This is a genomic window from Kitasatospora sp. NPDC090091, assembly GCF_044747365.1.
In the GTDB taxonomy this organism is placed as follows: Bacteria; Actinomycetota; Actinomycetes; order Streptomycetales; family Streptomycetaceae; genus Kitasatospora.
The window spans coordinates 89,042-108,289 of record NZ_JBIVDY010000004.1 but is presented as its reverse complement, the minus strand read 5'-3'; the positions used below and the strand labels follow the sequence as shown (position 1 = coordinate 108,289).

21 protein-coding genes are annotated in these 19,248 nt (G+C 72.7%); 9 read left to right on the top strand and 12 right to left on the bottom strand.

Annotated elements, in window-relative coordinates; genetic code table 11:
• The first annotated feature begins 138 nt into the window (after positions 1-138).
• Positions 139-789, top strand: coding sequence for a DUF1345 domain-containing protein (locus ACIPSC_RS08360; protein WP_400824221.1), 651 nt, complete (start codon positions 139-141; stop codon positions 787-789).
• 48 nt (positions 790-837) lie between these two features.
• On the opposite strand, the gene ACIPSC_RS08355 is transcribed toward ACIPSC_RS08360, so the two are convergent.
• Positions 838-1,821: an SMP-30/gluconolactonase/LRE family protein gene (locus ACIPSC_RS08355; RefSeq protein WP_400824220.1), complete on the bottom strand. Its 984-nt coding sequence runs from the start codon at positions 1,819-1,821 to the stop codon at positions 838-840.
• A gap of 100 nt (positions 1,822-1,921) precedes the next feature.
• Between ACIPSC_RS08355 and ACIPSC_RS08350 the strand changes: the two genes are divergently transcribed.
• On the top strand, positions 1,922-2,362 hold the full coding sequence (locus ACIPSC_RS08350; protein WP_400824544.1) for an Lrp/AsnC family transcriptional regulator: 441 nt from the start codon (positions 1,922-1,924) through the stop codon (positions 2,360-2,362).
• A 240-nt stretch (positions 2,363-2,602) separates the two neighbouring features.
• Here the strand turns inward: ACIPSC_RS08350 and ACIPSC_RS08345 are convergent, their stop codons facing one another.
• Positions 2,603-3,961 carry an MFS transporter gene (locus ACIPSC_RS08345; RefSeq protein ID WP_400824219.1) on the bottom strand — a complete coding sequence of 453 codons (1,359 nt, stop codon included), beginning with the start codon at positions 3,959-3,961 and terminating at the stop codon, positions 2,603-2,605.
• A gap of 164 nt (positions 3,962-4,125) precedes the next feature.
• Positions 4,126-4,695, bottom strand: coding sequence for a histidine phosphatase family protein (locus ACIPSC_RS08340; protein ID WP_400824217.1), 570 nt, complete (start codon positions 4,693-4,695; stop codon positions 4,126-4,128).
• A 323-nt stretch (positions 4,696-5,018) separates the two neighbouring features.
• Between ACIPSC_RS08340 and ACIPSC_RS08335 the strand changes: the two genes are divergently transcribed.
• Positions 5,019-5,234 carry a CbtB-domain containing protein gene (locus ACIPSC_RS08335; protein WP_400824216.1) on the top strand — a complete coding sequence of 72 codons (216 nt, stop codon included), beginning with the start codon at positions 5,019-5,021 and terminating at the stop codon, positions 5,232-5,234.
• 18 nt (positions 5,235-5,252) lie between these two features.
• Positions 5,253-6,011: a CbtA family protein gene (locus tag ACIPSC_RS08330; protein ID WP_400824543.1), complete on the top strand. Its 759-nt coding sequence runs from the start codon at positions 5,253-5,255 to the stop codon at positions 6,009-6,011.
• Between the two features lie 145 nt (positions 6,012-6,156).
• Here the strand turns inward: ACIPSC_RS08330 and ACIPSC_RS08325 are convergent, their stop codons facing one another.
• The 6 genes from ACIPSC_RS08325 to ACIPSC_RS08300 form a co-directional block, all read right to left on the bottom strand.
• Positions 6,157-6,408, bottom strand: coding sequence for a hypothetical protein (locus ACIPSC_RS08325; RefSeq protein WP_400824215.1), 252 nt, complete (start codon positions 6,406-6,408; stop codon positions 6,157-6,159).
• A gap of 32 nt (positions 6,409-6,440) precedes the next feature.
• Positions 6,441-7,751 carry a phospholipase D-like domain-containing protein gene (locus ACIPSC_RS08320; protein WP_400824213.1) on the bottom strand — a complete coding sequence of 437 codons (1,311 nt, stop codon included), beginning with the start codon at positions 7,749-7,751 and terminating at the stop codon, positions 6,441-6,443.
• A gap of 358 nt (positions 7,752-8,109) precedes the next feature.
• Positions 8,110-9,045 (bottom strand): amino acid ABC transporter permease, encoded by a 936-nt coding sequence (locus tag ACIPSC_RS08315; protein WP_400824211.1) that lies wholly within the window; start codon positions 9,043-9,045, stop codon positions 8,110-8,112.
• Positions 9,042-9,707 (bottom strand): amino acid ABC transporter permease, encoded by a 666-nt coding sequence (locus ACIPSC_RS08310; RefSeq protein WP_400824210.1) that lies wholly within the window; start codon positions 9,705-9,707, stop codon positions 9,042-9,044. Before ACIPSC_RS08310 ends, ACIPSC_RS08315 begins: the two co-directional genes overlap by 4 nt.
• Positions 9,708-9,853: 146 nt before the next feature.
• Positions 9,854-10,729, bottom strand: coding sequence for a glutamate ABC transporter substrate-binding protein (locus ACIPSC_RS08305; RefSeq protein WP_400824209.1), 876 nt, complete (start codon positions 10,727-10,729; stop codon positions 9,854-9,856).
• Between the two features lie 45 nt (positions 10,730-10,774).
• Positions 10,775-11,539 carry an amino acid ABC transporter ATP-binding protein gene (locus tag ACIPSC_RS08300; protein ID WP_400824208.1) on the bottom strand — a complete coding sequence of 255 codons (765 nt, stop codon included), beginning with the start codon at positions 11,537-11,539 and terminating at the stop codon, positions 10,775-10,777.
• A gap of 260 nt (positions 11,540-11,799) precedes the next feature.
• On the opposite strand from ACIPSC_RS08300, the gene ACIPSC_RS08295 reads away from it, so the two are divergent.
• Positions 11,800-12,597 (top strand): metal-dependent hydrolase, encoded by a 798-nt coding sequence (locus ACIPSC_RS08295; RefSeq protein ID WP_400824207.1) that lies wholly within the window; start codon positions 11,800-11,802, stop codon positions 12,595-12,597.
• A gap of 18 nt (positions 12,598-12,615) precedes the next feature.
• Here the strand turns inward: ACIPSC_RS08295 and ACIPSC_RS08290 are convergent, their stop codons facing one another.
• Both ACIPSC_RS08290 and ACIPSC_RS08285 read right to left on the bottom strand, forming a co-directional pair.
• Entirely contained in the window at positions 12,616-13,062 is a 447-nt protein-coding gene (locus ACIPSC_RS08290; protein WP_400824206.1) for an NTP pyrophosphohydrolase, read from the bottom strand.
• Positions 13,063-13,129: 67 nt separating this feature from the next.
• Positions 13,130-13,813, bottom strand: coding sequence for a hypothetical protein (locus ACIPSC_RS08285; protein WP_400824205.1), 684 nt, complete (start codon positions 13,811-13,813; stop codon positions 13,130-13,132).
• 318 nt (positions 13,814-14,131) lie between these two features.
• Between ACIPSC_RS08285 and ACIPSC_RS08280 the strand changes: the two genes are divergently transcribed.
• From ACIPSC_RS08280 to ACIPSC_RS08270, 3 genes are all read left to right on the top strand, one after another.
• Positions 14,132-14,959 carry a class I SAM-dependent methyltransferase gene (locus tag ACIPSC_RS08280; RefSeq protein WP_400824203.1) on the top strand — a complete coding sequence of 276 codons (828 nt, stop codon included), beginning with the start codon at positions 14,132-14,134 and terminating at the stop codon, positions 14,957-14,959.
• A gap of 163 nt (positions 14,960-15,122) precedes the next feature.
• Positions 15,123-16,133, top strand: a complete 1,011-nt coding sequence (locus tag ACIPSC_RS08275) for a pentapeptide repeat-containing protein (protein ID WP_400824202.1) — start codon at positions 15,123-15,125, stop codon at positions 16,131-16,133.
• 503 nt (positions 16,134-16,636) lie between these two features.
• A complete protein-coding gene (locus ACIPSC_RS08270; RefSeq protein ID WP_400824201.1) occupies positions 16,637-17,473 on the top strand; it encodes a hypothetical protein in 837 nt (278 codons plus the stop codon).
• A 267-nt stretch (positions 17,474-17,740) separates the two neighbouring features.
• Here the strand turns inward: ACIPSC_RS08270 and ACIPSC_RS08265 are convergent, their stop codons facing one another.
• A complete protein-coding gene (locus ACIPSC_RS08265; protein ID WP_400824200.1) occupies positions 17,741-18,376 on the bottom strand; it encodes an NAD(P)-dependent oxidoreductase in 636 nt (211 codons plus the stop codon).
• 96 nt (positions 18,377-18,472) lie between these two features.
• On the opposite strand from ACIPSC_RS08265, the gene ACIPSC_RS08260 reads away from it, so the two are divergent.
• Positions 18,473-19,123 carry a TetR/AcrR family transcriptional regulator gene (locus ACIPSC_RS08260; protein ID WP_400824198.1) on the top strand — a complete coding sequence of 217 codons (651 nt, stop codon included), beginning with the start codon at positions 18,473-18,475 and terminating at the stop codon, positions 19,121-19,123.
• The last annotated feature ends 125 nt before the right edge of the window (positions 19,124-19,248 follow it).

Genomic DNA, 19,248 nt, shown 5'->3' with positions numbered 1-19,248 from the left:
GATTCCGCCGAGCCCCCGAGGCGCGGCGGAATCCCGGGGCGTCAGGAATCCCCGGGGGCGGGACTCCTGGGCCCCGGCATCTGCGTCCCGCCCGTCATACCCCGGTTCCTCACCGGCGGACTGCTAGCGTCGGGCTTCATGCACCGTTGGCTGCCACTCTCGGCGGTTCCCCGACTGGCCGGTGCCGTGGTGGCCGGAGCGGTGGTCGGCGCGGTCGCCGGGGTGCTGACCAACGCTCCGCTGGGCATCATCCTGGGCGTGGCGGCGACCGAGACGGTCTTCGTCGCGGCCGGCTGGATCGTCCTGTGGCCGATGGACGCGGCCACCACCCGCCACAACGTCCGGCGCGAGGACTTCAGGCCCCTCGTCGAGGAACTCGCCGTCGTCGCGGCGGCCCTGTGCGGCATGGTCGGCATCGTGGTGATGCTCCTGCTCGGCGACACCGGCACCGGCCATGCCGCGGCCGTGGCCGCGCTCGCCGGCGTGTTCATGGCCTGGGCGGCACTCCACCTGATGTACGCGACGCGCTACGCGTACCTGTACTACACGGAGTCCCGGCCCGGGATCGACTTCAACTCGGACCAGCCGCCGGCCTACACCGACTTCCTGTACTTCAGCTACAACCTCGGCATGACCTACCAGGTCTCCGACACCGGGGTCTCCAGCCGGACGATTCGCGCGATCGTCCTCCGGCACTGCCTCCTCTCCTATGTCTTCGGCGCCAGCATTCTGGCCACCACGATCAATCTCGTCGCCGGAATCGTCATCGGCGGACCCGGCAACGGGTAGCGCGTTGCCGCTGCTGCGCCACGTCCCGGTGGCGGCGGCCGGGCGCTGTCAGCGGTGGCGGTGGACGCGGGGGGCGCCCGTCACCGACAGCACCAGCGAGTACAGGGACGTCGTGGCGGTGATGAAGAGCCGGTTGTTCTTCGGGCCGCCGAACGCGATGTTCGAGACGTGCTCGGGGACCAGCAGGCGGCCGATCAGGGTGCCGTCCGGGGCGTAGCAGTGGACGCCGTCGCCCATGGCCGCGGCCCAGAGCCGGCCGTCGTCGTCGAAGCGGATGTTGTCGAAGCGGGCGGGGCCGGCATTGGAGTGGGCGTCGGAGTGGGTGTCGGACTGGGCGTCGGAGTGGGCGTCGGCGCCGGGGATGGCTGCGGCCTTGGCGAAGACCTGGCCGTCGGCGAGGGTGCCGTCCGCGCGGACGTCGAAGACGCGGATGTGCCCGGCGCGGGTGTCCGACACGTACAGCCGCTGCTCGTCGGGGGAGAGGACCAGCCCGTTGGGACCGGCGAAGCCGTCGGCGGCGAGGTGGACCTCGCCGTCCAGCGGATCGATCCGGTAGACGTGGCAGGCCCCGATCTCGCTGTCGGCGCGGTGCCCCTCGTAGTCGCTGGTGATGCCGAAGTCGGGGTCGGAGAACCAGATCGTGCCGTCGGAGCGGACGACCGCGTCGTTGGGCGAGTTGAGCCGCTTGCCCCGGTAGCGGTCGGCGAGGACGGTGATCGTGCCGTCGTGCTCGGTGCGGGTGACGCGGCGGTTGCCCTGCTCGCAGGTGATCAGGCGGCCCTGGTGGTCGACGGTGTTGCCGTTGCTGTGCCCGGCCGGGGAACGGAAGAGCGCGACCGTGCCCGTGACCTCGTCCCAGCGCAGCATCCGGTCGTTGGGGATGTCGCTCCAGACGAGCTGGCGCCAGGCGGGCAGGTAGAGCGGTCCCTCGGCCCAGCGGCAGTCCCCGTGCAGCCGCTCCAGCTTGGTGTCCCCATTGGCACAGGGCCGGAAGCGGTCGTCCAGAATCTCGTACAGCCCGAACTCGATCAAACCAGACATCATCCACATCCAATCGCTATTTGCCGGATGTCATTCCGTTGAGCTGGAGTATGCCAGAACACGGTATGGTTCCACCATGGCGACCGAGAACCTGGACGACACCGACCGCGCCCTGCTGACGCTGCTTCAGGATGACGCCGGACAGGCGTATGCGGCCCTCGGCAAGGCCGTCGGCCTCTCCACCGCCGCTGCCCACGAGCGGGTCCGCAAGCTCCGCGAGCGCGGCGTCGTCCGCCGGACGACCGTCGAGGTGGACCCGAGGAGCCTCGGGCTCGGCGTGCTCGCCTTCGTGATGGTCGAGTCCTCCGCCTGGATGGGCGACTCGGGGGAGGCCTTCGCGGCGATCCCCGAGATCGAGGAGGCCCACATCATCGCCGGCAGCGCATCGGTCCTGGTCAAGGTCCGCACGGCCACCACCGAACAGCTCCAGGACGTCCTCCGCCGCCTCTACGCCATCGACGGCGTGAGCGGCACCCAGGCCACCGTCGCCCTGGAAACCTTCTTCGAACGCCCCCCGTCCCCAACCGCATGAACGCGCCGCCACGACACACCGCCACCACCGGCGCGTGACGGGGAATGCCGGCGCAGGTCCGCGGACCACACGCACATCACGGCCGTCCACTCCGGGCGGTCGTTGCTTCATCACGTCAACCCGCGGGTCGGGCTGCTGGGTGAGGACTTCGCCGCTCTGGCCGGGTTTGCCGCGGCCCTTGGTGGTGCTGCCGGATCGTCCTGACCTCCCGTGCCGGGGGGGGGCTCGGCGACGCGGCGCTCAGTGGACGGGGGCGGGTGCGGAGGGCCAGTGGTGGTGCAGGTCGTCGATGACGTAGTCGTGGGTGTGCTGCCAGCCGGCGCCGGTGCTGTGGGCGCCGGCGAGGTGGGGGTGGGAGTGGTCCAGGGCGGTGTGGACGTGCGGGAGCCGGGTGGCGTCGAGGGCGGGCCAGAGCCGGACGGCCACCAGGGCCGCGGTGAGGGCGAGTGCGCCCAGGGTGAGCGCGGTGACGGGTAGTCCGGCGGCCGCGCCGAGCACCCCGGCCAGCGGGTAGGTGATCAGCCAGCAGCCGTGGGAGAGTGAGAACTGGGCCGCGAAGGCCGCCGGGAGGTCGGCGGGCGTCGCCGAGCGGCGGATGAGCCGGCCGGTCGGCGTCAGGATCGCCGAGCAGGCGGCGCCGACGGCGGCCCATGTCGCCAGCAGCGCCGGCCAGCGCCAGTCGCCGGAGCCTGCGGCCCCGGCTGCGGCCAGGAGGCCGAGCAGCGTGGAGACGGCGAATGCGCCCGGCAGCATGAGGGAGCGGTCGCTGCGGTGGTCCAGGACGCGGGGCAGCAGTAGGGCGGACGCCATCGATCCGGCACCGTAGGCGCCCAGCGCGAGCGGGACGTCGGTGGCGGCCCGGTGCAGGTGGTCGCGGACGTAGACGATCGTGTTGACGGTGACCATCGCGCTGGCCGCGGCCACGGCGAGGTTGAGCGCGAGCAGTGCCCGGAGCCGCGGGGTGGCGAGGAACAGCCGGGTGCCCGCGGTCGCCCGTGCGTAGACGCCCTCGGTGCGGGCGGGCGGCACCGGCTTCGGCAGGACGCTCGACACGACCAGGGCGGCGGAGGCGAGGAAGCCCGCGACCGTGCCCAGGAACAGCAGGTGGTAGCCGATCGCCGTGAGCAGGGCTGCGGCGAGCGCGGGGCTGAACAGGCTCTCCAGGTCGTACGCCAGGCGTGACAGCGAGAGCGCCCGGGTGTACTCGTGCTCGTCCGGGAGCACCTCGGGGATCACCGACTGGAACGTCGGGGTGAACGCGGCGGAGGCGGACTGGAGCAGGAAGACCAGGAGGTAGACCTGCCAGACCTCGCCCACGAACGGCAGCGAGAGCGCCACCGCCGCCCGGGTGAGGTCGGCGCCGATCAGCAGGGAGCGCCGGGGTATCCGGTGGGCCAGGGCGCTGACGACCGGGGCTATCCCGACGTAGGCCGCCATCTTGATGGCCAGCGCGGTGCCGAGCACCGAGCCGGCGTCCGCACCGGCCAGGTCGTAGGCGAGCAGACCGAGGGCCACCGTCGCCAGCCCGGTGCCGACCAGGGCGATGACCTGCGCGGCGAACAGGTGGGCGTAGGTGCGATTGCGCAGTATCGAGACCATCTGGGCCGCCCGGGCTCGGTCGATTGCTGACCGGCTCATCATAGGCAACATGTGCGCAATAATGCACATGTTCGGCGGACCTCCGGGGTGGGTGCCGGGCGGGCGCGGCAGGGGTGGTGCGGGCGCGCGCGGCCGTCGGGCGCCGGTCGCGCGCCCGCGCCGGATCAGAGGGGTTGCCCGCAGCGCAGGTTCCAGCGCCCGGCGCGCCCGGAGAGCTCGGTGAGCGTCAGCGGTGCGACGTCGATCCGCCAGAACGCGTGGGCGGGCAGGCCCAGGCCGTGGACCACGGCGGCCCGCACCACGGCCGCCTCCACCACGGCCAGCACCGGGCCGCCGGCCTCCGGCTCGCCCAGCCCGTCCAGCCAGCCTCGGATCCGCGCGCCGAGGGCCGCGACGGACTCACCGCCGTGGGGGGCCGCGTCCGGATCGGACAGCCACGCCGAGATCGCCTCGGGTTCGGCAGCGCCGAGGTCGGCGAGGCGGCGGCCCTCCCAGCGCCCCCAGTCGCAGTCGGCGAGTTCGGGGGTGGTGGCGGCGTCCAGACCCAGGGCGGCGGCGGTCCCCGTGCAGCGCACCGATGGCCCGGTGAGGACGCGGGCGGCCGTCGGGACGGCGGTGGCCGCTGCCTGCACACGGCGTACGGCAGCGCTGTCAAGGGGCGCGTTCCCTCCGAATCGCGCCTGGCGGCCGTCGTCGGTCAAGGCCGGTGAGAGAAGCATCACCCGTACCGTCATTCCCGTTGTCCTCCCTGGTCCCCAGTCCCGCCCGGTGGCCGGGGCGGTCCGTATGCGTAGCCCTCGCGGCGCGTATTGCGGATGGAATACGCCGGCATCACGGTTTCTCCCAGGCCCTTGGCCGGGCCCGGCGGCACACGCTACCGTCTGGCCGTTATGACGACGGCGTGACGGAAGTCCGGTGCAACTCCGGCACGGTCGCGCCACTGTGAATCCGGTGTCCGATGCCCTGTCAGGGGATCGGGTGCCGGTGAGTCAGACCCGCCGCTGTCGTCTCCTGCTCCATCGAACGGGACGCGTAGTTCCCCCAAGGAGGTCTGGTCATGGCTCACCCCATCGCCCCCGCCGCCGTCACTCCGGCCATCACTCCCATCTCGCTGAAGGCGATCGCCCCGTGGGCGCTCTTCATCGGCATCCTGGCGCTCGTGCTCCTCTACTTCGTCGGCGCCGAGCAGGGTGCCTTCTCGGTCATCGCCGGCGAGGACGTGCACGAGTGGGTTCACGACGGCCGGCACCTGCTCGGCTTCCCCTGCCACTGATCGCGCAGGGAGTCGCACATCGTGAACATCTCCGTCGGATCCCTGCTCGGCCGCGGCATGCTCGCCGGTCTGCTGGCAGGTCTGCCCACCCTGGCCGTCGCCTACCTGCTCGGTGAGGGCCCCATCGACTCCGCCATCGCCTACGAGGACGGCCACATGGCCGGCCACGGCATGGAGGAGGAGCTGGTCAGCCGTACGCTCCAGTCCACCGCCGGGCTGGCCACCGGCATCGTGGTCACCAGCATCGCGCTGGGCGGCATCGCCGCACTCGTGTTCGCCTTCGCGCTCGGGCGAATCGGCCGGTTCGGCCCGCGGGCCACCGCGCTGCTGCTGTCCGGTGCGGCCTTCACCGCGGTCGGCCTGGTGCCGTTCCTGAAGTACCCGGCCAACCCCCCGGCCAGCAGCGATCCGGAAACGCTCAACTCCCGGACCGCGCTGTTCTTCCTGATGATCGCGCTCAGCGTGCTGCTGGCGGTCGCAGCCGTCATTCTCGGCAGGCGACTGGCACCCGCGCTGGGCAACTGGAACGCCACGGTGGCGGCCGGCGTCGCCTTCGTCCTCGCGGTCGGCGTGGCGTACGCACTCCTTCCGTCCGTCAGCGAGACCCCGGAGGACTTCCCGGCCACCGTGCTGTGGGAGTTCCGGGTCGCGGCCCTGGCGATCCAGGCCACCCTCTGGGTCTCCTTCGGCCTGGTGTTCGGCTACCTTGCCGAGCGTCTGATCCACCCGGTGACCCGCGCCGTGCGGGCCACGGAGGGCTCGGCCTCGACGGTCTGACGCCGTCTTCCGAATCCGTGCGGGCCCGTCGTCCTTCGAGGACGGCGGGCCCGCACGGGTTTCCGCGCGGGCCGGCCGACTGCCGATGGCCGCCGACCCGACCCGACGCGACCCGGGCACCGCCCCGGCCCCGGCGGCGGGCGGCTCACGCGCCCCGGGCGGCGTCCTCCATGGCGGCGAGCAGCCGGGCGTGGACGGCCACCGCTGCCTGGCGGGTGACCGGATCGGCGTCCTCCAGGTGAGGGGCGATCAGCTCGGCTGCCGCCGCCAGCACCGGGACCGGTACCGATGCCTCCCGCAGGTGGAGCAGTTGCGAGGCGGCCCGCTCGCCCGGGGTGGCCCCGGTCTGGCTGGTGGGGATCAGGGCGTACAGGCCGCGCGGCTGGGTGCTGGTCACCGATCCATTGTCCCGCCCGCCGCGGCGTCTCCTCACCAGGCGGTGCAGTGGCCGGAGGCCTTGATCTTCTCGAAGTTCGCCCGGAACGCGTCGTAGACCCCCGCGTCGTCGATCTTCAGCAGGGTCTCGTCGTGGGAGCGCAGGTTCGGGAAGGTGTAGTTGTGGCTTCCGGTGAAGACGACCTTGCGATTGGCCGAGCCCAGGTAGGTGCCCTCGATCAGCAGGTACTTGGAGTGGATCCCGATCGTGCGGGCGGTGCCGTCGCCGTTCGCGGCACTGCCCTGGCAGCGGGCGGCCAGGTCGAGCCGGCCGGTGAGCGCGTCCTGCACAGCGCTGCCGAGGTTGCCGCTCTCTCCGTTGTGCAGCAGCTCCACACCGCAGCCGGCCTGCTTCAGGGCCACCAGCTTGTCGGCGACCTGGACGCGGGTGAACGCGTACATCCCGATCCGTATCCGGGTGGCGCCGCCTGCGCAGTCCACGTTGTCCAGCAGCGAGACGACGGTGTCGGTCGACGCGTCGTTGTCGTACGTGCTCCCTGCACTCTCCTTGCGCGGGAAGAAGTACGTCTTGTACGGGCCGGACTGCTGGGTCCGGTAATAGGTGGCCAGGCCCGCGCCCGAGGCGCCGTTGGTGGCGAGGTCCTGCCAGTACGCCCGGTAGGCGGAGTAGAGGCCGGAGCCGCCGTCGGGGACGGTCACGGCGTTGTTGAAGAGGTTCTTCCGCTGGCTGGTGGTCAGGTTCGCCGAGGTCTGGAACACCACGTTGTCGGTGACACCCACCCTGGAGAACAGGAAGAACTTGTTGTGGTTGATCGCACCGTCGTCGGAGGCGCTCAGCACCCGGTTGCCGATGCAGCCGCGGGTGCTCGGACAGGCCAGCACCCACGAGTCGGCGGCCAGGTCGGTGCCCAGCGCGGCCGGCGCAGCCAGCGCGGAGTACTCGGACCCGGTCGCCTTCGGAGGGTTGCTGCCGGGCTCGAAGTCGGGAACGGCGTCCCCGTCCACGATGACCTTGACCTTCACCCCGCGCTGCTTCGCCGCGATCAGCGCGCTGCTGACGCCGCCGTCGGTGAACAGGTAGATCGAGCCGTTGATCTCGGCACCGGCGGGGGTGCGGTTGACCAGCGAGATCAGCTGGTTGCGGATGGCGTCCTGAGCGGCGCCCGACCCCGCGGGGTCGTTGAAGGTGGCGGCCAGTGCCACCGGTTCGTCCACGGCGGCAGTTGTACCTGTCGCCGTCGCAGGTGTCGTCGCAGGTGTCGTCGCCGCCTGCGCCGCCGGCACTCCGAGCAGCGCGGCGCCCAGCACCAGGGCCGCCACCCCCGCCAGACCACGAACCTTCATCAAGCTCCCCCTCCGGGTGATCGGTAGTCAGTACCCGGACTCTACGTGGCCCGTGGAAGCCGGGGATCTGCCGGTCGGCACGGTCCGAACGGCAGGGGACGCGCACCGCCGCGCCACCCGCAGACCCGGAGCCGGGCAGCCGGCCGGTGGTTCTCTTCCCGCGGCAAGGAAGGCGGTGGCCAGGCCCGAGGTCTGGCGGGGCCCGGTCGGGGTGAGCAGCCCCGGGTTGTATGCGGTCGCGACGGCGGAGGCGCGGTCCTTGGCGTCGGGTCACCGGCCGGCCCACACCCGGCCGGGGCGACCCCCGCGACCCCCGCGGCAGCGCAGCAGCGCGGCAGGGCGGCAGGGCGGCCGGGCGTCACCGCCCGGGAGGGGGCCGGCCCTCGTCGAGGTCGTCGTGGCCCACGTGCTCGCCCGGGGTCGCCAGCTCCTCGACGGCGCCGGCTGTGACCACCGCGCCGGTGGACCGCTTGCCGCGCCGCAGCCTGCCCTCCAGCCAGCCTGCGAAGGTGGTCAGCGCGATGTTCAGCAGCACGAAGAGCACCGCCACCACGGTGAAGCAGGCGATGGTGTTCGCCCCGTAGTTGGCGCTCATCGGGCGCACCGACGCCAGCAGCTCGGAGAAGCCGAGCAGCGCGCCGCCGAGTGCGGTGTCCTTCACGATGACCACCAGCTGGCTGACGATCGCCGGCAGCATCGCGGTGACCGACTGCGGCAGCAGCACGTAGCGCATGACCTGGTTCCGGCGCATGCCGATCGCCTTGGCCGCGTCGCTCTGGCCCTGGGGGAGGGCGAGGATCCCGGCCCGGACGATCTCGGCCAGCACCGAGGCGTTGTAGAGGACGAGGCCGGTGACCACGGCGTACAGCGGCCGGCTGTCGGGGCCGACCTCGGTGAACTCGGCGTAGGCCGCGTTCGCGAAGAGCATCAGGATCAGGACCGGAATCGCGCGGAAGAACTCCACGACGGTGCCGGCCGTCCAGCGCACCGACCGGTGGTCGGAGAGGCGGGCGATGCCGAACAGCGCGCCTAGCGGCAGCGCGATCACCATGGCGAGCGCGGCGGCGATGAGCGTGTTCTTCAGCGCCGGCAGGAGGTACGTCTCCCAGACCCGGGGGTCCGTGAAGAAGGGCTGCCACTTCGCCCAGGCGAGCTGGCCCTTGTCGGCGAGGCTCCCCACCACCCACCGGAGCAGCGCCGCGAGGGCGACCAGGAACACCGCCGTGAACAGCAGGTTCTGCCGTTTTGCCCGCGGCCCCGGGACGTCGTAGAGGGTGGACCGGGAGGAGGTCACCGGCGCACCGCGACCTTCTTGCCCACCCAGCCGAGGAAGAGCCCGGTCGGGAGGGTCAGGCAGATGAACCCGAAGGCGAAGATGGCGGAGATGAGGATGAGCTGGGCCTCGTTCTCGATCATCACCCGCATCAGGGCCGCGGCCTCGGCGACGCCGATCGCGGCCGCCACGGTGGTGTTCTTGGTCAGGGCGATCAGCACGTTCGCCAGCGGACCGACCACCGAGCGGAAGGCCTGCGGGAGCACGATGAGGGTCAGTACCTGGGTGAACCGCAGGCCGATGGCCCGGGCGGCCTCGGTCTGGCCGACCGGCACGGTGTTGATGCCGGCGCGCAGCGCCTCGCAGACGAACGCCGAGGTGTAGGCGGTCAGGCCGAGCACGGCCAGCCGGAAGTCGATCGTCTTGAAGCTGTCGGCGCCGAGCGTGACGCCGAGGGTCTGGAACAGGCCCAGCGAGGTGAAGACGATGATCACGGTGAGCGGGATGTTCCGGACCACGTTGACGTAGACGGTGCCGAAGCCCCGCATCAGGGGCACCGGGCTGACGCGCATGGCGGCGAGCAGGGTGCCCCAGACCAGGGAGCCGAGGGCCGCGTATACGGTCAGCTGCACCGTCACCCAGAAGGCGCCCAGTAGGTCGTAGCCCTTGAGAAAGTCGAACACGGTCTCCCGGCCTTCCGCATGGAGGACGCTCCGGCGTCGGTGGAGGGTGGGGCGCGCCGCCGGCGGCGGGCGCGCCGTCGTCGCGGGCGGCCTGTCGCGGGCGGCGCGCCGGGTGGCGGTGGGGCACGGCCCCGAAGGCGTCCGCGTCAGGTGACGATGACACCGATCTTCGGAGCGGGCTCGTTCTGGTAGTTGGCCGGCCCGAAGTTCTTCTTGACGGCCGCGTCCCAGGAGCCGTCCTGGACCATCTGCTCCAGCGCGGTGTTGATCTTCGCCTTGAGCTCGCTGCCCTCCTGGACGCCGATCCCGTAGTTCTCATTGCTCATCTTGAAGCCGCCGAGCTTGAACTTGCCCTTGAACTGGGGCTGTGCGGCGTAGCCGGCGAGGATCGAGTCGTCGGTGGTCAGCGCGTCGATGACCTTGTTCTCCAGGCCGGTCAGGCACTCCGAGTAGCCGCCGTACTCCTGCAGCTGCGCGTTGGGCGCGATCCGCGTCTTGACGTTCTGCGCCGAGGTGGAGCCGGTGACCGAGCAGAGCTTCTTGTCGTTGAGGTCCTCGGGCTTCTGGATGGAGTCGTCGTCCGCCCGGATCAGGACGTCCTGGTGCGCCAGCAGGTAGGGGCCGGCGAAGTCGACCTTCTCCTCGCGGGCGGGCGTGATCGAGTACGAGGCGGCGATGAAGTCGACGTCGCCGCGCTGGAGCAGCGTCTCGCGGTCGGCGCTCTTGGCCTCCTTCCAGACGATGTCGTCGGGCTGGTACCCGAGCTGCTTGGCGATGTACGTCGCCACGTCGACGTCGAAGCCGGTGTAGGTGCCGTCCGGGGTCTTCAGACCGATGCCCGGCTGGTCGAACTTGATGCCGACGGTGATCTTGCCGCCGCCGCTCGGGCTGGCGCCCGCGCCGGTCGCTGCGCCGGTGCCCGTACCGCTGCTCGTGCCGCCGCCGTCGGAGCTGCAGCCGGCCGCGGCAAGGGTGAGTGCGAGCGCGGCGGCGGCCGCCGCGGTGGCCTTGCGAAGCTTCATCTGATCATCCCTTGATCATTTCCAGTGTTCATGGGGCGGGCGCGGTCAGTGGTGGAGGATCTTCGAGAGGAAGTCCTTCGCGCGCTCGCTGCGCGGGTTGCTGAAGAACCGATCGGGTGTCGTCTCCTCCACGATCCGGCCCTCCGCCATGAACACCACGCGGTTGGCCGCCGAACGGGCGAATCCCATCTCGTGGGTGACCACCACCATGGTCATGCCGTCCCGGGCGAGCCGGCGCATGACCTCCAGCACCTCGTTGATCATCTCGGGGTCGAGGGCGGAGGTCGGCTCGTCGAAGAGCATGATCTTCGGGTCCATGGCCAGCGCCCGGGCGATCGCGACCCGCTGCTGCTGGCCGCCGGAGAGCTGTGCGGGGTACTTGTCCGCCTGGGTCACGACGCCCACCTGGTCGAGCAGCCGGCGGGCCCGCTCGTCGGCGGCCCTGCGGTCCTTCCCGCGGACCTTGATCTGGCCGAGCGTCACGTTCTGCAGCACGGTCTTGTGCGCGAACAGGTTGAAGGACTGGAAGACCATCCCCACGTCGGCCCGGAGCGCGGCCAGCTCCCGGCCCTCGGCGGGCAGCGGCCGGCCGTCGATGGAGATCTCGCCGGAGTCGATGGTCTCCAGGCGGTTGATGGCGCGGCACAGCGTGGACTTGCCGCCGCCGGAGGGACCGATCACCACGACGACCTCGCCGCGCGCGATGGTCAGGTCGATGTCCTGGAGGACGTGGAGCTCGCCGAAGTGCTTGTTGACCTTGCTCAGCACGACCAGGTCGCCGGTGGCCGGGGTGGGGATCTCCGCGCTCACTGTGTACTCCGTACTCCGCTCGACGGCTACATGCTCCGCCCGCGGGGCCCCGGCCGCACGCCGGGACGCGGTCGTGCGGCCGGGTCCCCGGCCCGGTCGGACGGCGCCCGGCCCGCCGGGCAGAGGCCGCCGGGCGGGGGTCGCCGGGCAGGGGCCGCGGCCGAGGGGGAGGGCGGTCGGTGGGCCGATCATGTGCCGATATGCTGCGGCTCCGTCAGGTCCTCGCAGGGGGCATGGGAACGAGGACGGGAGTCTGAATCATGATGGGACCGGCACATTCGCTGTCGGGAGCGGCGGCGTGGCTGGGCGTCGGCGCGGTGGCGGCGGGGCTCGGCGAACCGATGCCGTGGCCCGTGCTCCTGGCGGGCGCGCTGATCTGTGCGGGGGCGGCGCTGGCGCCGGACCTCGACCACAAGGCGGCGACGATATCCCGGGCCTTCGGGCCGATCTCACGCACGCTGTGCGAGGTCATCGACAAGCTCTCGTACGCGACGTACAAGGCGACCCGGATGAAGGGCGACCCGCGCCGTTCGGGCGGGCACCGGACGCTGACCCACACCTGGGTGTGGGCGGTGCTCTGCGGCGCCGGGGCGGCCGCGGCCGCGGTGTACGGCGGACGGTGGGGAGTGCTGGCGGTCCTCTTCGTCCACATGGTGCTCGCGATCGAGGGGCTGCTCTGGCGCGCCGCCCGGATGTCCAGCGACGTCCTGGTCTGGCTGCTCGGGGCGACCAGCGCCTGGGTGATCGCCGACGTGCTCGACCGGCCGGGCAACGGCTCGCAGTGGCTGTTCGACCAGCCGGGGCAGCAGTACCTGTGGATCGGACTGCCGGTCGCGCTCGGCGCCCTGGTGCACTGCCTGGGGGACGCGCTGACCGTCTCCGGCTGCCCGGTGTTCTGGCCGATCCCGATCGGGCGCAAGCGCTGGTACCCCGTCGGCCCGCCGAAGGGCATGCGCTTCCGGGCCGGCAGCTGGGTGGAGCTCAAGGTGCTCACGCCGGTCTTCATGGGCGCCGGCGGGGTCTGCGCGCTGGGCGCGCTCGGCTACTTCGGCAGCTGATCGACGGGGCCCCGGCGGTCACGCGCCCGGCCGGACGGCGCGCGGACCGGTCACCTCCGCGCCGAGGGCAGTGACCCGGCCGCGCAGCTCCCGGTCGGCGGTGACGACGAGGCAGCCGCGGTGCGGGTCGGCGGACAGCGAGGCCCGCACCAGCTCGACGATCCGGTCGTCGCCGCTGCCGGAGGCGGCGACCACCCGGACCCCCGGCACCGGCGCGACCCCGCGGGCCGCCCCCTCGACGACGAGAACGACGTCGAGGCGGCCGGTGCGCGACCACTCCGGTGCCCCCGGGTGGTGGCCCGTCAGCCCGTCGCCGGCGATGCCGGCCAGCGCGTCGCGCAGCCGCTCCGTGGCCCCCCGCCGGTCCCGCCACCAGCCGTCGGGAACCGAGCCCACGACGTTGGCCGCGTCCACCACGAGCAGCGGTGCACCCGTCGCGGTCCCTCCCCCGGTGTTCTCACCCATGGCCGGCAAGCCTCTCACGAACGCGACGGTCGTCGCCCGACGAGCGGCCGCCCGCTCGGCGGCGTCATCACCCCGTGCCGTCGCCCGCGTCCCAGCGCCCACGCTGCCAGGAGCGGTGCCCCTCGCGTCGGCTCTCCAGCTCCGCCCCGGCCGGCAGCGGGCAGTCGAAGGCGGCCATCGCCTCCGAGGCCAGCCGGCCCGGCCACTCCGGCGTGACGGGCCCGGGCACGCGCTGGTAGACGGCGGAGTACTCCTCGGGGGAGTGGATGACATGGATCGTGCCGGAGCGGTCGGCGGTGAACCGCCAGCGCACCCGCTCGCCCGCGTCGTCGACCACCACCACGACGGCTTCGCTTCGGGACAGTGCCAGCACCGACTCGAAGGTCAACAGGTGCGGGCGGACCGGCCGGTCGCCGCTCGGGGGCTCGGGGCGGGCGTGCGCCGGATCGCGTCCGGCCGTCCGCTCCTTGAGCTCCCACGCGGCGCTGAGCCTGCTGCGGCAGTCGAAGACCAGCCACGCCATCGTGGGGCCGGTGGGCAGCGGCCGGGCGCGGGCGCTCAGTGCCGCCCGGACGAGCTTGGTCGGCCAGTCCGGCAGATCAGGGCCCGGCACCGCGAGGTAGTCCCGGACGAACTCCTCCGGGCAGTCCAGCACCGGCGTGGGCCCCGACCGGTCGATGCCGAACCGGTGGACGATCCCGCCGGCCTCGGGATCGGTCAGGGCGAGGTCGGCCACAGTGTCCGAACGCATCGTCAGCGAGTGGAACGTCAGCCGGGGCAAAGGTCCTCCGTGGGCGGAGCGCGGGCGGGGGGATCAAGATCCCATTCTCCGCCACCGCGCTCCGCCGCGCGGGTGATTCCGTGATTCCCGATGCCCGCTCCAGTCCTTCCACGCCCCGGTGCTGCGGTTGCTCAGTCCGTGGGGTGGCGGGTCCGCCGGGCCTCGCGGAGCAGGGCCCAGGTGTCGGCGACGGGGCCGACACGGGCGAGCTTGTCGGGGTCGGTGGCCCGCGCGTCGCCGTCCTCGGTAGGGTGACCGCCCGTCGGTCGAGGAAGTCGGGGGTTGCTGATGAGCGCAGCGGAACACACCGGTACGCCGCCCAACCGGGCCTTCGGCAGGGTGTTCGGCGAGGCCGCCGGGCTGTACGACGCGGGGCGCCCGGCTTACGCGGACGCCCTGGTGACCGAGGTGCTGGCCTACGCGGACCTGGGCGGGGGCGCGGCGCTGGAGATCGGCGCCGGTACCGGCAAGGCCACCGTGCTCTTCGCCGCCCACGGGGTGCCGCTGACCTGCGTCGAGCCGGATCCGCGGATGGCCGAGGTGCTGCGCCGCAACACCGCGCGCTTCCCAGGGGTGCAGGTGGAGGTGGGCGGGTTCGAGGAGTGGGAGCCGGCCGGCCGCCGGTTCGGGCTGCTGTTCGCCGCCACGTCCTGGCACTGGGTGGACCCGCAGCGGCGCTGGGACGCGGTTCACGCCGCCGTTCGACCGGGCGGCGCCGTGGCTCTCTTCTGGAACCCGCACGGAGTCGTGGACGCCGGTCTGTACGCCGAACTGGCCGAGATCGACCGTCGCCACGGCGTCGCCACCTCACCGCACAACGTGCCGGCCTCGTCCTACGGCGCCGACGCCGGCAGCGGTGAGGCGGACTTCTGGCCGGAGGCCGAGTGCCGCCGCGACGGCCGCTTCACCGATCTGCGGGCCTTCCGCTTCCGCCAGGACGTCCGCTACGGGACCGACCGCTACCTCGACTTCCTCGCCTCCATCTCGTCGTACCGCGTCCTGCCGGCCGAGCGGCGCGAACAGGCCCTGGCCGAGACCGCCCGCCTGCTCGACGCCCGTGGCGGCGGCATCGACATGCTGCACCTCAGCGACCTCTTCCTGGCCCGCCGGGCGTGACGACCGGCCGCTACCCCCGCGAGACTTCGACGGTGTCGCAGCGGCGGTGCGCGGGCGGTGCCGGCCACCGGGTGCGGGTCGGGGCCAAGTGCCCGGCGCCCGGGCCCGGTCGGTTCCGCCGTTCCCGTGTACGCCGGGTGCCGCAGGCCCTATCGTGCCGGGCGTGACCAACAGCCCCGAGCCCGCCGGGACTTCCGGCAGTGGACCGAGCAGCGGACCCGACAGCGCGGCGACGCCCGCGGAAGCACCGGCCCCGCCGGTGCGTCCGGCGCGATCGGGTCGGGCACGCGCCGAGATCGCCGAGCCGACCCCGGCCGAGCTGGCCGCACTCCCGGCCGACCGCCGCTTCGAACTCCTCCAGCAGCAGAGACAGTTCTCCGCCGAGGAGCGGGACCGGCGGCGGCAGAGCCGGCACCAGTGGTTCAACAGCGCCGGCATCCTGTTCGGCGTGCTGTTCGCCGCGGCCGGGCTGGTGGCCACCGCGCTGACCTGGAAGACGGGACAGGACCAGCTGGAGACGGCTCGCCAGGGCCAGCTCACCGACCGCTACATCCGGGCCACCGAGCAGTTGGGCTCCGCCACCCGCGACGTCCGCACCAGCGCCGTCTACGCCTTGGAACGCCTCGCCGACGACTCGTCGCGGGACCGCTCGACCATCACCGCCGTCCTGGCGGCCTTCGTCCGCGAACACGACCCCGCCCCGGACGTGCCCGAGGCGAGCCTGCCCCAGGAACCCGACACCGATGTGCTGGCCGCCCTGACCGCCCTCGGACGACTGCCCGCCCCGACCCGCACCGACCTGCACGGCGTCAGGGTCCCCGGGGCGGCGCTGCGCAGCACGGACCTGTCCGGCGCGAACCTGCTCCTCGCCGACCTGAGCAAGGCGAACCTCGGCCTGGCGAACCTGAGCCGCACGACGCTGACCGGCGCGAAGCTGAACTCGGCCCAACTGAACGGCGCAGACCTCAGCCGTACGTACGCCCTCGGCGTCTCGCTGCGCGGCGCGGACCTCACCGGCGCGAACCTGACCGGTGCTTTCCTGAGCGGCGCCGACCTGACCGGTGCGAACCTCACCGACGCGCACCTCGAAGGGGCCGACCTCACCCAGGTGGTGGGCCTCACCCCGGAGCAGATCCGCGCGGTGGCGCGGACCGACACGGCGACCGACTTCTGACGCTTCGACGCCGTAGCGGACGCCCCGTGATCGTCCTGCGGTGAGTTCCGTGCTGATATTCGGTCAGATCTCTCGCGGTGCCGCCGCCGGCGGAATGCAGGCACGTCCGGTGCGCCCTTTCGCGGTGGATGGCTCCGATTTCGCCCGCGCAGACCATTTGGTGGGAAATGCAACCGCTTCCCCCATTGGTGCGCACTGCAACCGTCGCGGCTCCCCGGATTCGGGGTGGCTCAGGACGGAGGCCGAGGGCGCCCGCGTTTGCCGCACCCGGTGACGTTTCCGCCGGTGGCCCGCCCGATCCCGGTCACTGTGCGGGCCCGCAGGGTCACCGGAAACGGCGGAATAACGATTCCTGTCCGGGGGGTATCCGAAATTCGGCACAGGGCCCTAGGCTGCGGCGCGTGTCGATCTTTGGAAGACTTAGGGCTTCCGGCCCGCGCCTGCGCCCGGAACTCGACGATGTCAAGCTCGGTCGTGTGCGGCGAATGCTGAATTCCCCCGGGATGCCGGGGCAGGATGCCATTCAGATCGACCAGGTCGAGCGGATTCTCCAGGAGCCCGGTTCGGACTGGGACCGCCGTACCCACCGCTTCGCCGTGCTCGCCGAGGCCGCCGCGCGGTCGGGGCTCGGGCGCTCCTGGCGCATACGCCGGCCGCAGAGCGCCGACGCGCTCGTGTTCGACGCGTGGGTCGAGATGGTCCGCGGCCGGCACGCCGGGCGGATGGACGACGCCCGCGCCGCCGGTGAGCTCTGCTACAGCGCGGCCGAGGCCGCCCCGGGCGACCCTGCCCCCTGGGTGGTGCTGCTCGGGATCCTGCGGGTCATGCGCGCCGACTCGCGCGACCTCTTCGCGGTCTGGGGCGAGATCACCTCGCGCGACCCCTGGAACCGGGAGGCCCATCTGCAGATGCTGCGCTACCTGTCGCCGGAGGAGTGCGGCTCGCGCAGCAGCCAGATGGACTTCGTGGAGACGGTCCGGGCCTCGGTGCCGTCCGCCGCGCCGGCCGTCGGCATCGAGCTGGCCGCGCTGGTCGACGAGTGCTCCCGGACCGCCGCCCAGGGTGGTGTGGAGGCGCTGCTGGTCCGCCGCCAGTGGGGGAACCACCGGGCCGTCCGGGTGCTGGACACGGCGCTGCGGGACTGGCCCCGTCCGGGCCACCTCCGCCACGCGGCCGCCCTGGCCGACCTCAACCTGCTCGCCTACGCCCTGGCCCAGGCCGGCCGCGTGCGCGAGAGCGCCGACACCTTCGCCCTGATCGGCGACACGGTCACCGCCTGGCCGTGGACGCTCGACGGCGAGCCGGTCGAGGAGTTCCGCTACTGGCAGTCGAAGGCCTGACGTCCCGCCGGCCGAAACCGGTGCGCCACCGCCGGCCGAACCGCTGGGCCACGCCCGGCCGAAACCGCTGCGCTCCCGCCGGCCGAAACCGGTGCGCCACCGCCGGCCGAACCGCTGGGCCACGCCCGGCCGAAACCGCTGCGCTCCCGCCGGCCGAACCCGCTGCGCCACCGCCGGCTCCCCGGCAGGCCGGCGGGTCGGCCTCCACGATCGGGCCGCTCCCCCTCCGGCCCGGCTCCCTGACCGGCCCGCCCCCCGGCGGGCCGGTCAGGTGCTCACCCCGACGGCGTGGCGGTAGGTCTCCTCGGCGGTGACGAAGTCGAGCATGGCCCGGGCGACGTCCGTGCGCGCGATCGAGGCCCCGGGCGGCCCGGACTCGACGGTGTGCCGGTAGCGGCCCCGGCCCGGATTGTCCGTGAGTCGCGGCGGCCGCACCGCCGTCCACTCCAGGCCGCTCTCCCGCAGGACGCGCTCCATCGCTTCGAGATCGGTGTAGACGTCCCTGAGGACCGCCCACAGCAGCGGCGAGAAGACCTTCCCGGTCAGCAGTGTCTGCCCGGCGCCCGTGCGGTTGAGCGGCGCGGCGCTCACCACGAGGAGCCGCCGCACGCCGGTGGCGGCCATCGCGGCGACCGCGGCGCGGGCGGAGGTCGAGGCGGGTTTGAGCGGATCGGTCCGGCCGGACGCGCCGATGCCGGAGAGCACGGCGTCGGCGCCGTCGACGAGCGGTCGGAGGGAGGTGCCGTCGAGGGCGTCCGCCGTCGCGACGGTCAGCCGCTCGTGGTGGACCGGCAGCCGCGCCGGGTCACGGACCGCCGCGGTGACCTGGTGGCCGTCGGCCAGCGCGTGCTCGACCAGCCGGCGTCCGACGCCGCCCGTGGCGCCGAGAACAGTGAGTCTCATGACCCCTCCTCGGGGGTGAGTGAATGCTCACTTTCGATGGTGGGTGAGCGCTCACCCACCTGTCAAGCTAAGCTGGCCGCCGTGAATCGAGACGGCGTGAACGAACCCGCGGCCGCCGAGCCGCTGACCGGCGCGGCGCGCACCCGGGCCCGGGTGCTCGACGCCGCGGCCCACCTGATCGCCACCGTGGGGCTCACCCGCACCACCACGAAGGAGATCGCGCGGGCGGCCGGCTGTTCGGAGGCGGCGCTGTACAAGCACTTCCGGGACAAGGAGGAGATCTTCGTCCGGGTGCTGCGCGAACGCGCCCCGCGGCTGGCCGATGCGGTGGCCGAGCTGCCCGGCCGCGCGGGCCACGGCTCGGTCGAGGAGCACCTGACGGCCGTGGTCCGGGTCGCGGTGCCGTTCTACCGCCAGTCCTTCCCGATGGCCGGATCGCTCTTCGCCAGCCCGGAGCTGCTCGCCGCCCACCGTCGCAAGCTCGGCGACGCCGGCCCGGACCACGTCAGCTCCCACCTCGCCGACTACCTGCGCGCCGAGCAGCGGCTCGGCCGGGTGTCCGCCGGCACCGACCCGGACGCCGCCGCGATGCTGCTGATCGGCGCCTGCTTCCACCGGGCGTTCCTGGAGCTCTTCTACGCCGACGAGGCTCCCGAAGGTGCCCTCCGGCCGGTCTCCACGGAGGAGTTCGCGACGGCGACGGTCCGGGCCCTGCTCGACGGGATCGTCGACCCGCCGGGCGCGTAGCGAACCGGCACCCGAAGGCCCTCGGCGCACTGCGCCGAGGGCCTTCGCCGTGCCGGCAACGCGGTCGGAGTGGACTTCATGGACACCTGTCCAGTTATGATGGACATCTGTCCATGAAATCGGAG

Bases quoted from the DNA above. Each gene is read 5' to 3' on its own strand.
- ACIPSC_RS08335 (WP_400824216.1), top strand. From the start codon at position 5,019: ATGGCTCACCCCATCGCCCCCGCCGCCGTCACTCCGGCCATCACTCCC.
- ACIPSC_RS08290 (WP_400824206.1), bottom strand. From the start codon at position 13,062: ATGGGTGAGAACACCGGGGGAGGGACCGCGACGGGTGCACCGCTGCTC.
- ACIPSC_RS08265 (WP_400824200.1), bottom strand. From the start codon at position 18,376: ATGAGACTCACTGTTCTCGGCGCCACGGGCGGCGTCGGACGCCGGCTG.
- ACIPSC_RS08340 (WP_400824217.1), bottom strand. From the start codon at position 4,695: ATGACGGTACGGGTGATGCTTCTCTCACCGGCCTTGACCGACGACGGC.
- ACIPSC_RS08280 (WP_400824203.1), top strand. From the start codon at position 14,132: ATGAGCGCAGCGGAACACACCGGTACGCCGCCCAACCGGGCCTTCGGC.
- ACIPSC_RS08320 (WP_400824213.1), bottom strand. From the start codon at position 7,751: ATGAAGGTTCGTGGTCTGGCGGGGGTGGCGGCCCTGGTGCTGGGCGCC.
- ACIPSC_RS08360 (WP_400824221.1), top strand. From the start codon at position 139: ATGCACCGTTGGCTGCCACTCTCGGCGGTTCCCCGACTGGCCGGTGCC.
- ACIPSC_RS08305 (WP_400824209.1), bottom strand. From the start codon at position 10,729: ATGAAGCTTCGCAAGGCCACCGCGGCGGCCGCCGCCGCGCTCGCACTC.
- ACIPSC_RS08345 (WP_400824219.1), bottom strand. From the start codon at position 3,961: ATGGTCTCGATACTGCGCAATCGCACCTACGCCCACCTGTTCGCCGCG.
- ACIPSC_RS08295 (WP_400824207.1), top strand. From the start codon at position 11,800: ATGATGGGACCGGCACATTCGCTGTCGGGAGCGGCGGCGTGGCTGGGC.
- ACIPSC_RS08270 (WP_400824201.1), top strand. From the start codon at position 16,637: ATGCCGGGGCAGGATGCCATTCAGATCGACCAGGTCGAGCGGATTCTC.
- ACIPSC_RS08285 (WP_400824205.1), bottom strand. From the start codon at position 13,813: ATGCGTTCGGACACTGTGGCCGACCTCGCCCTGACCGATCCCGAGGCC.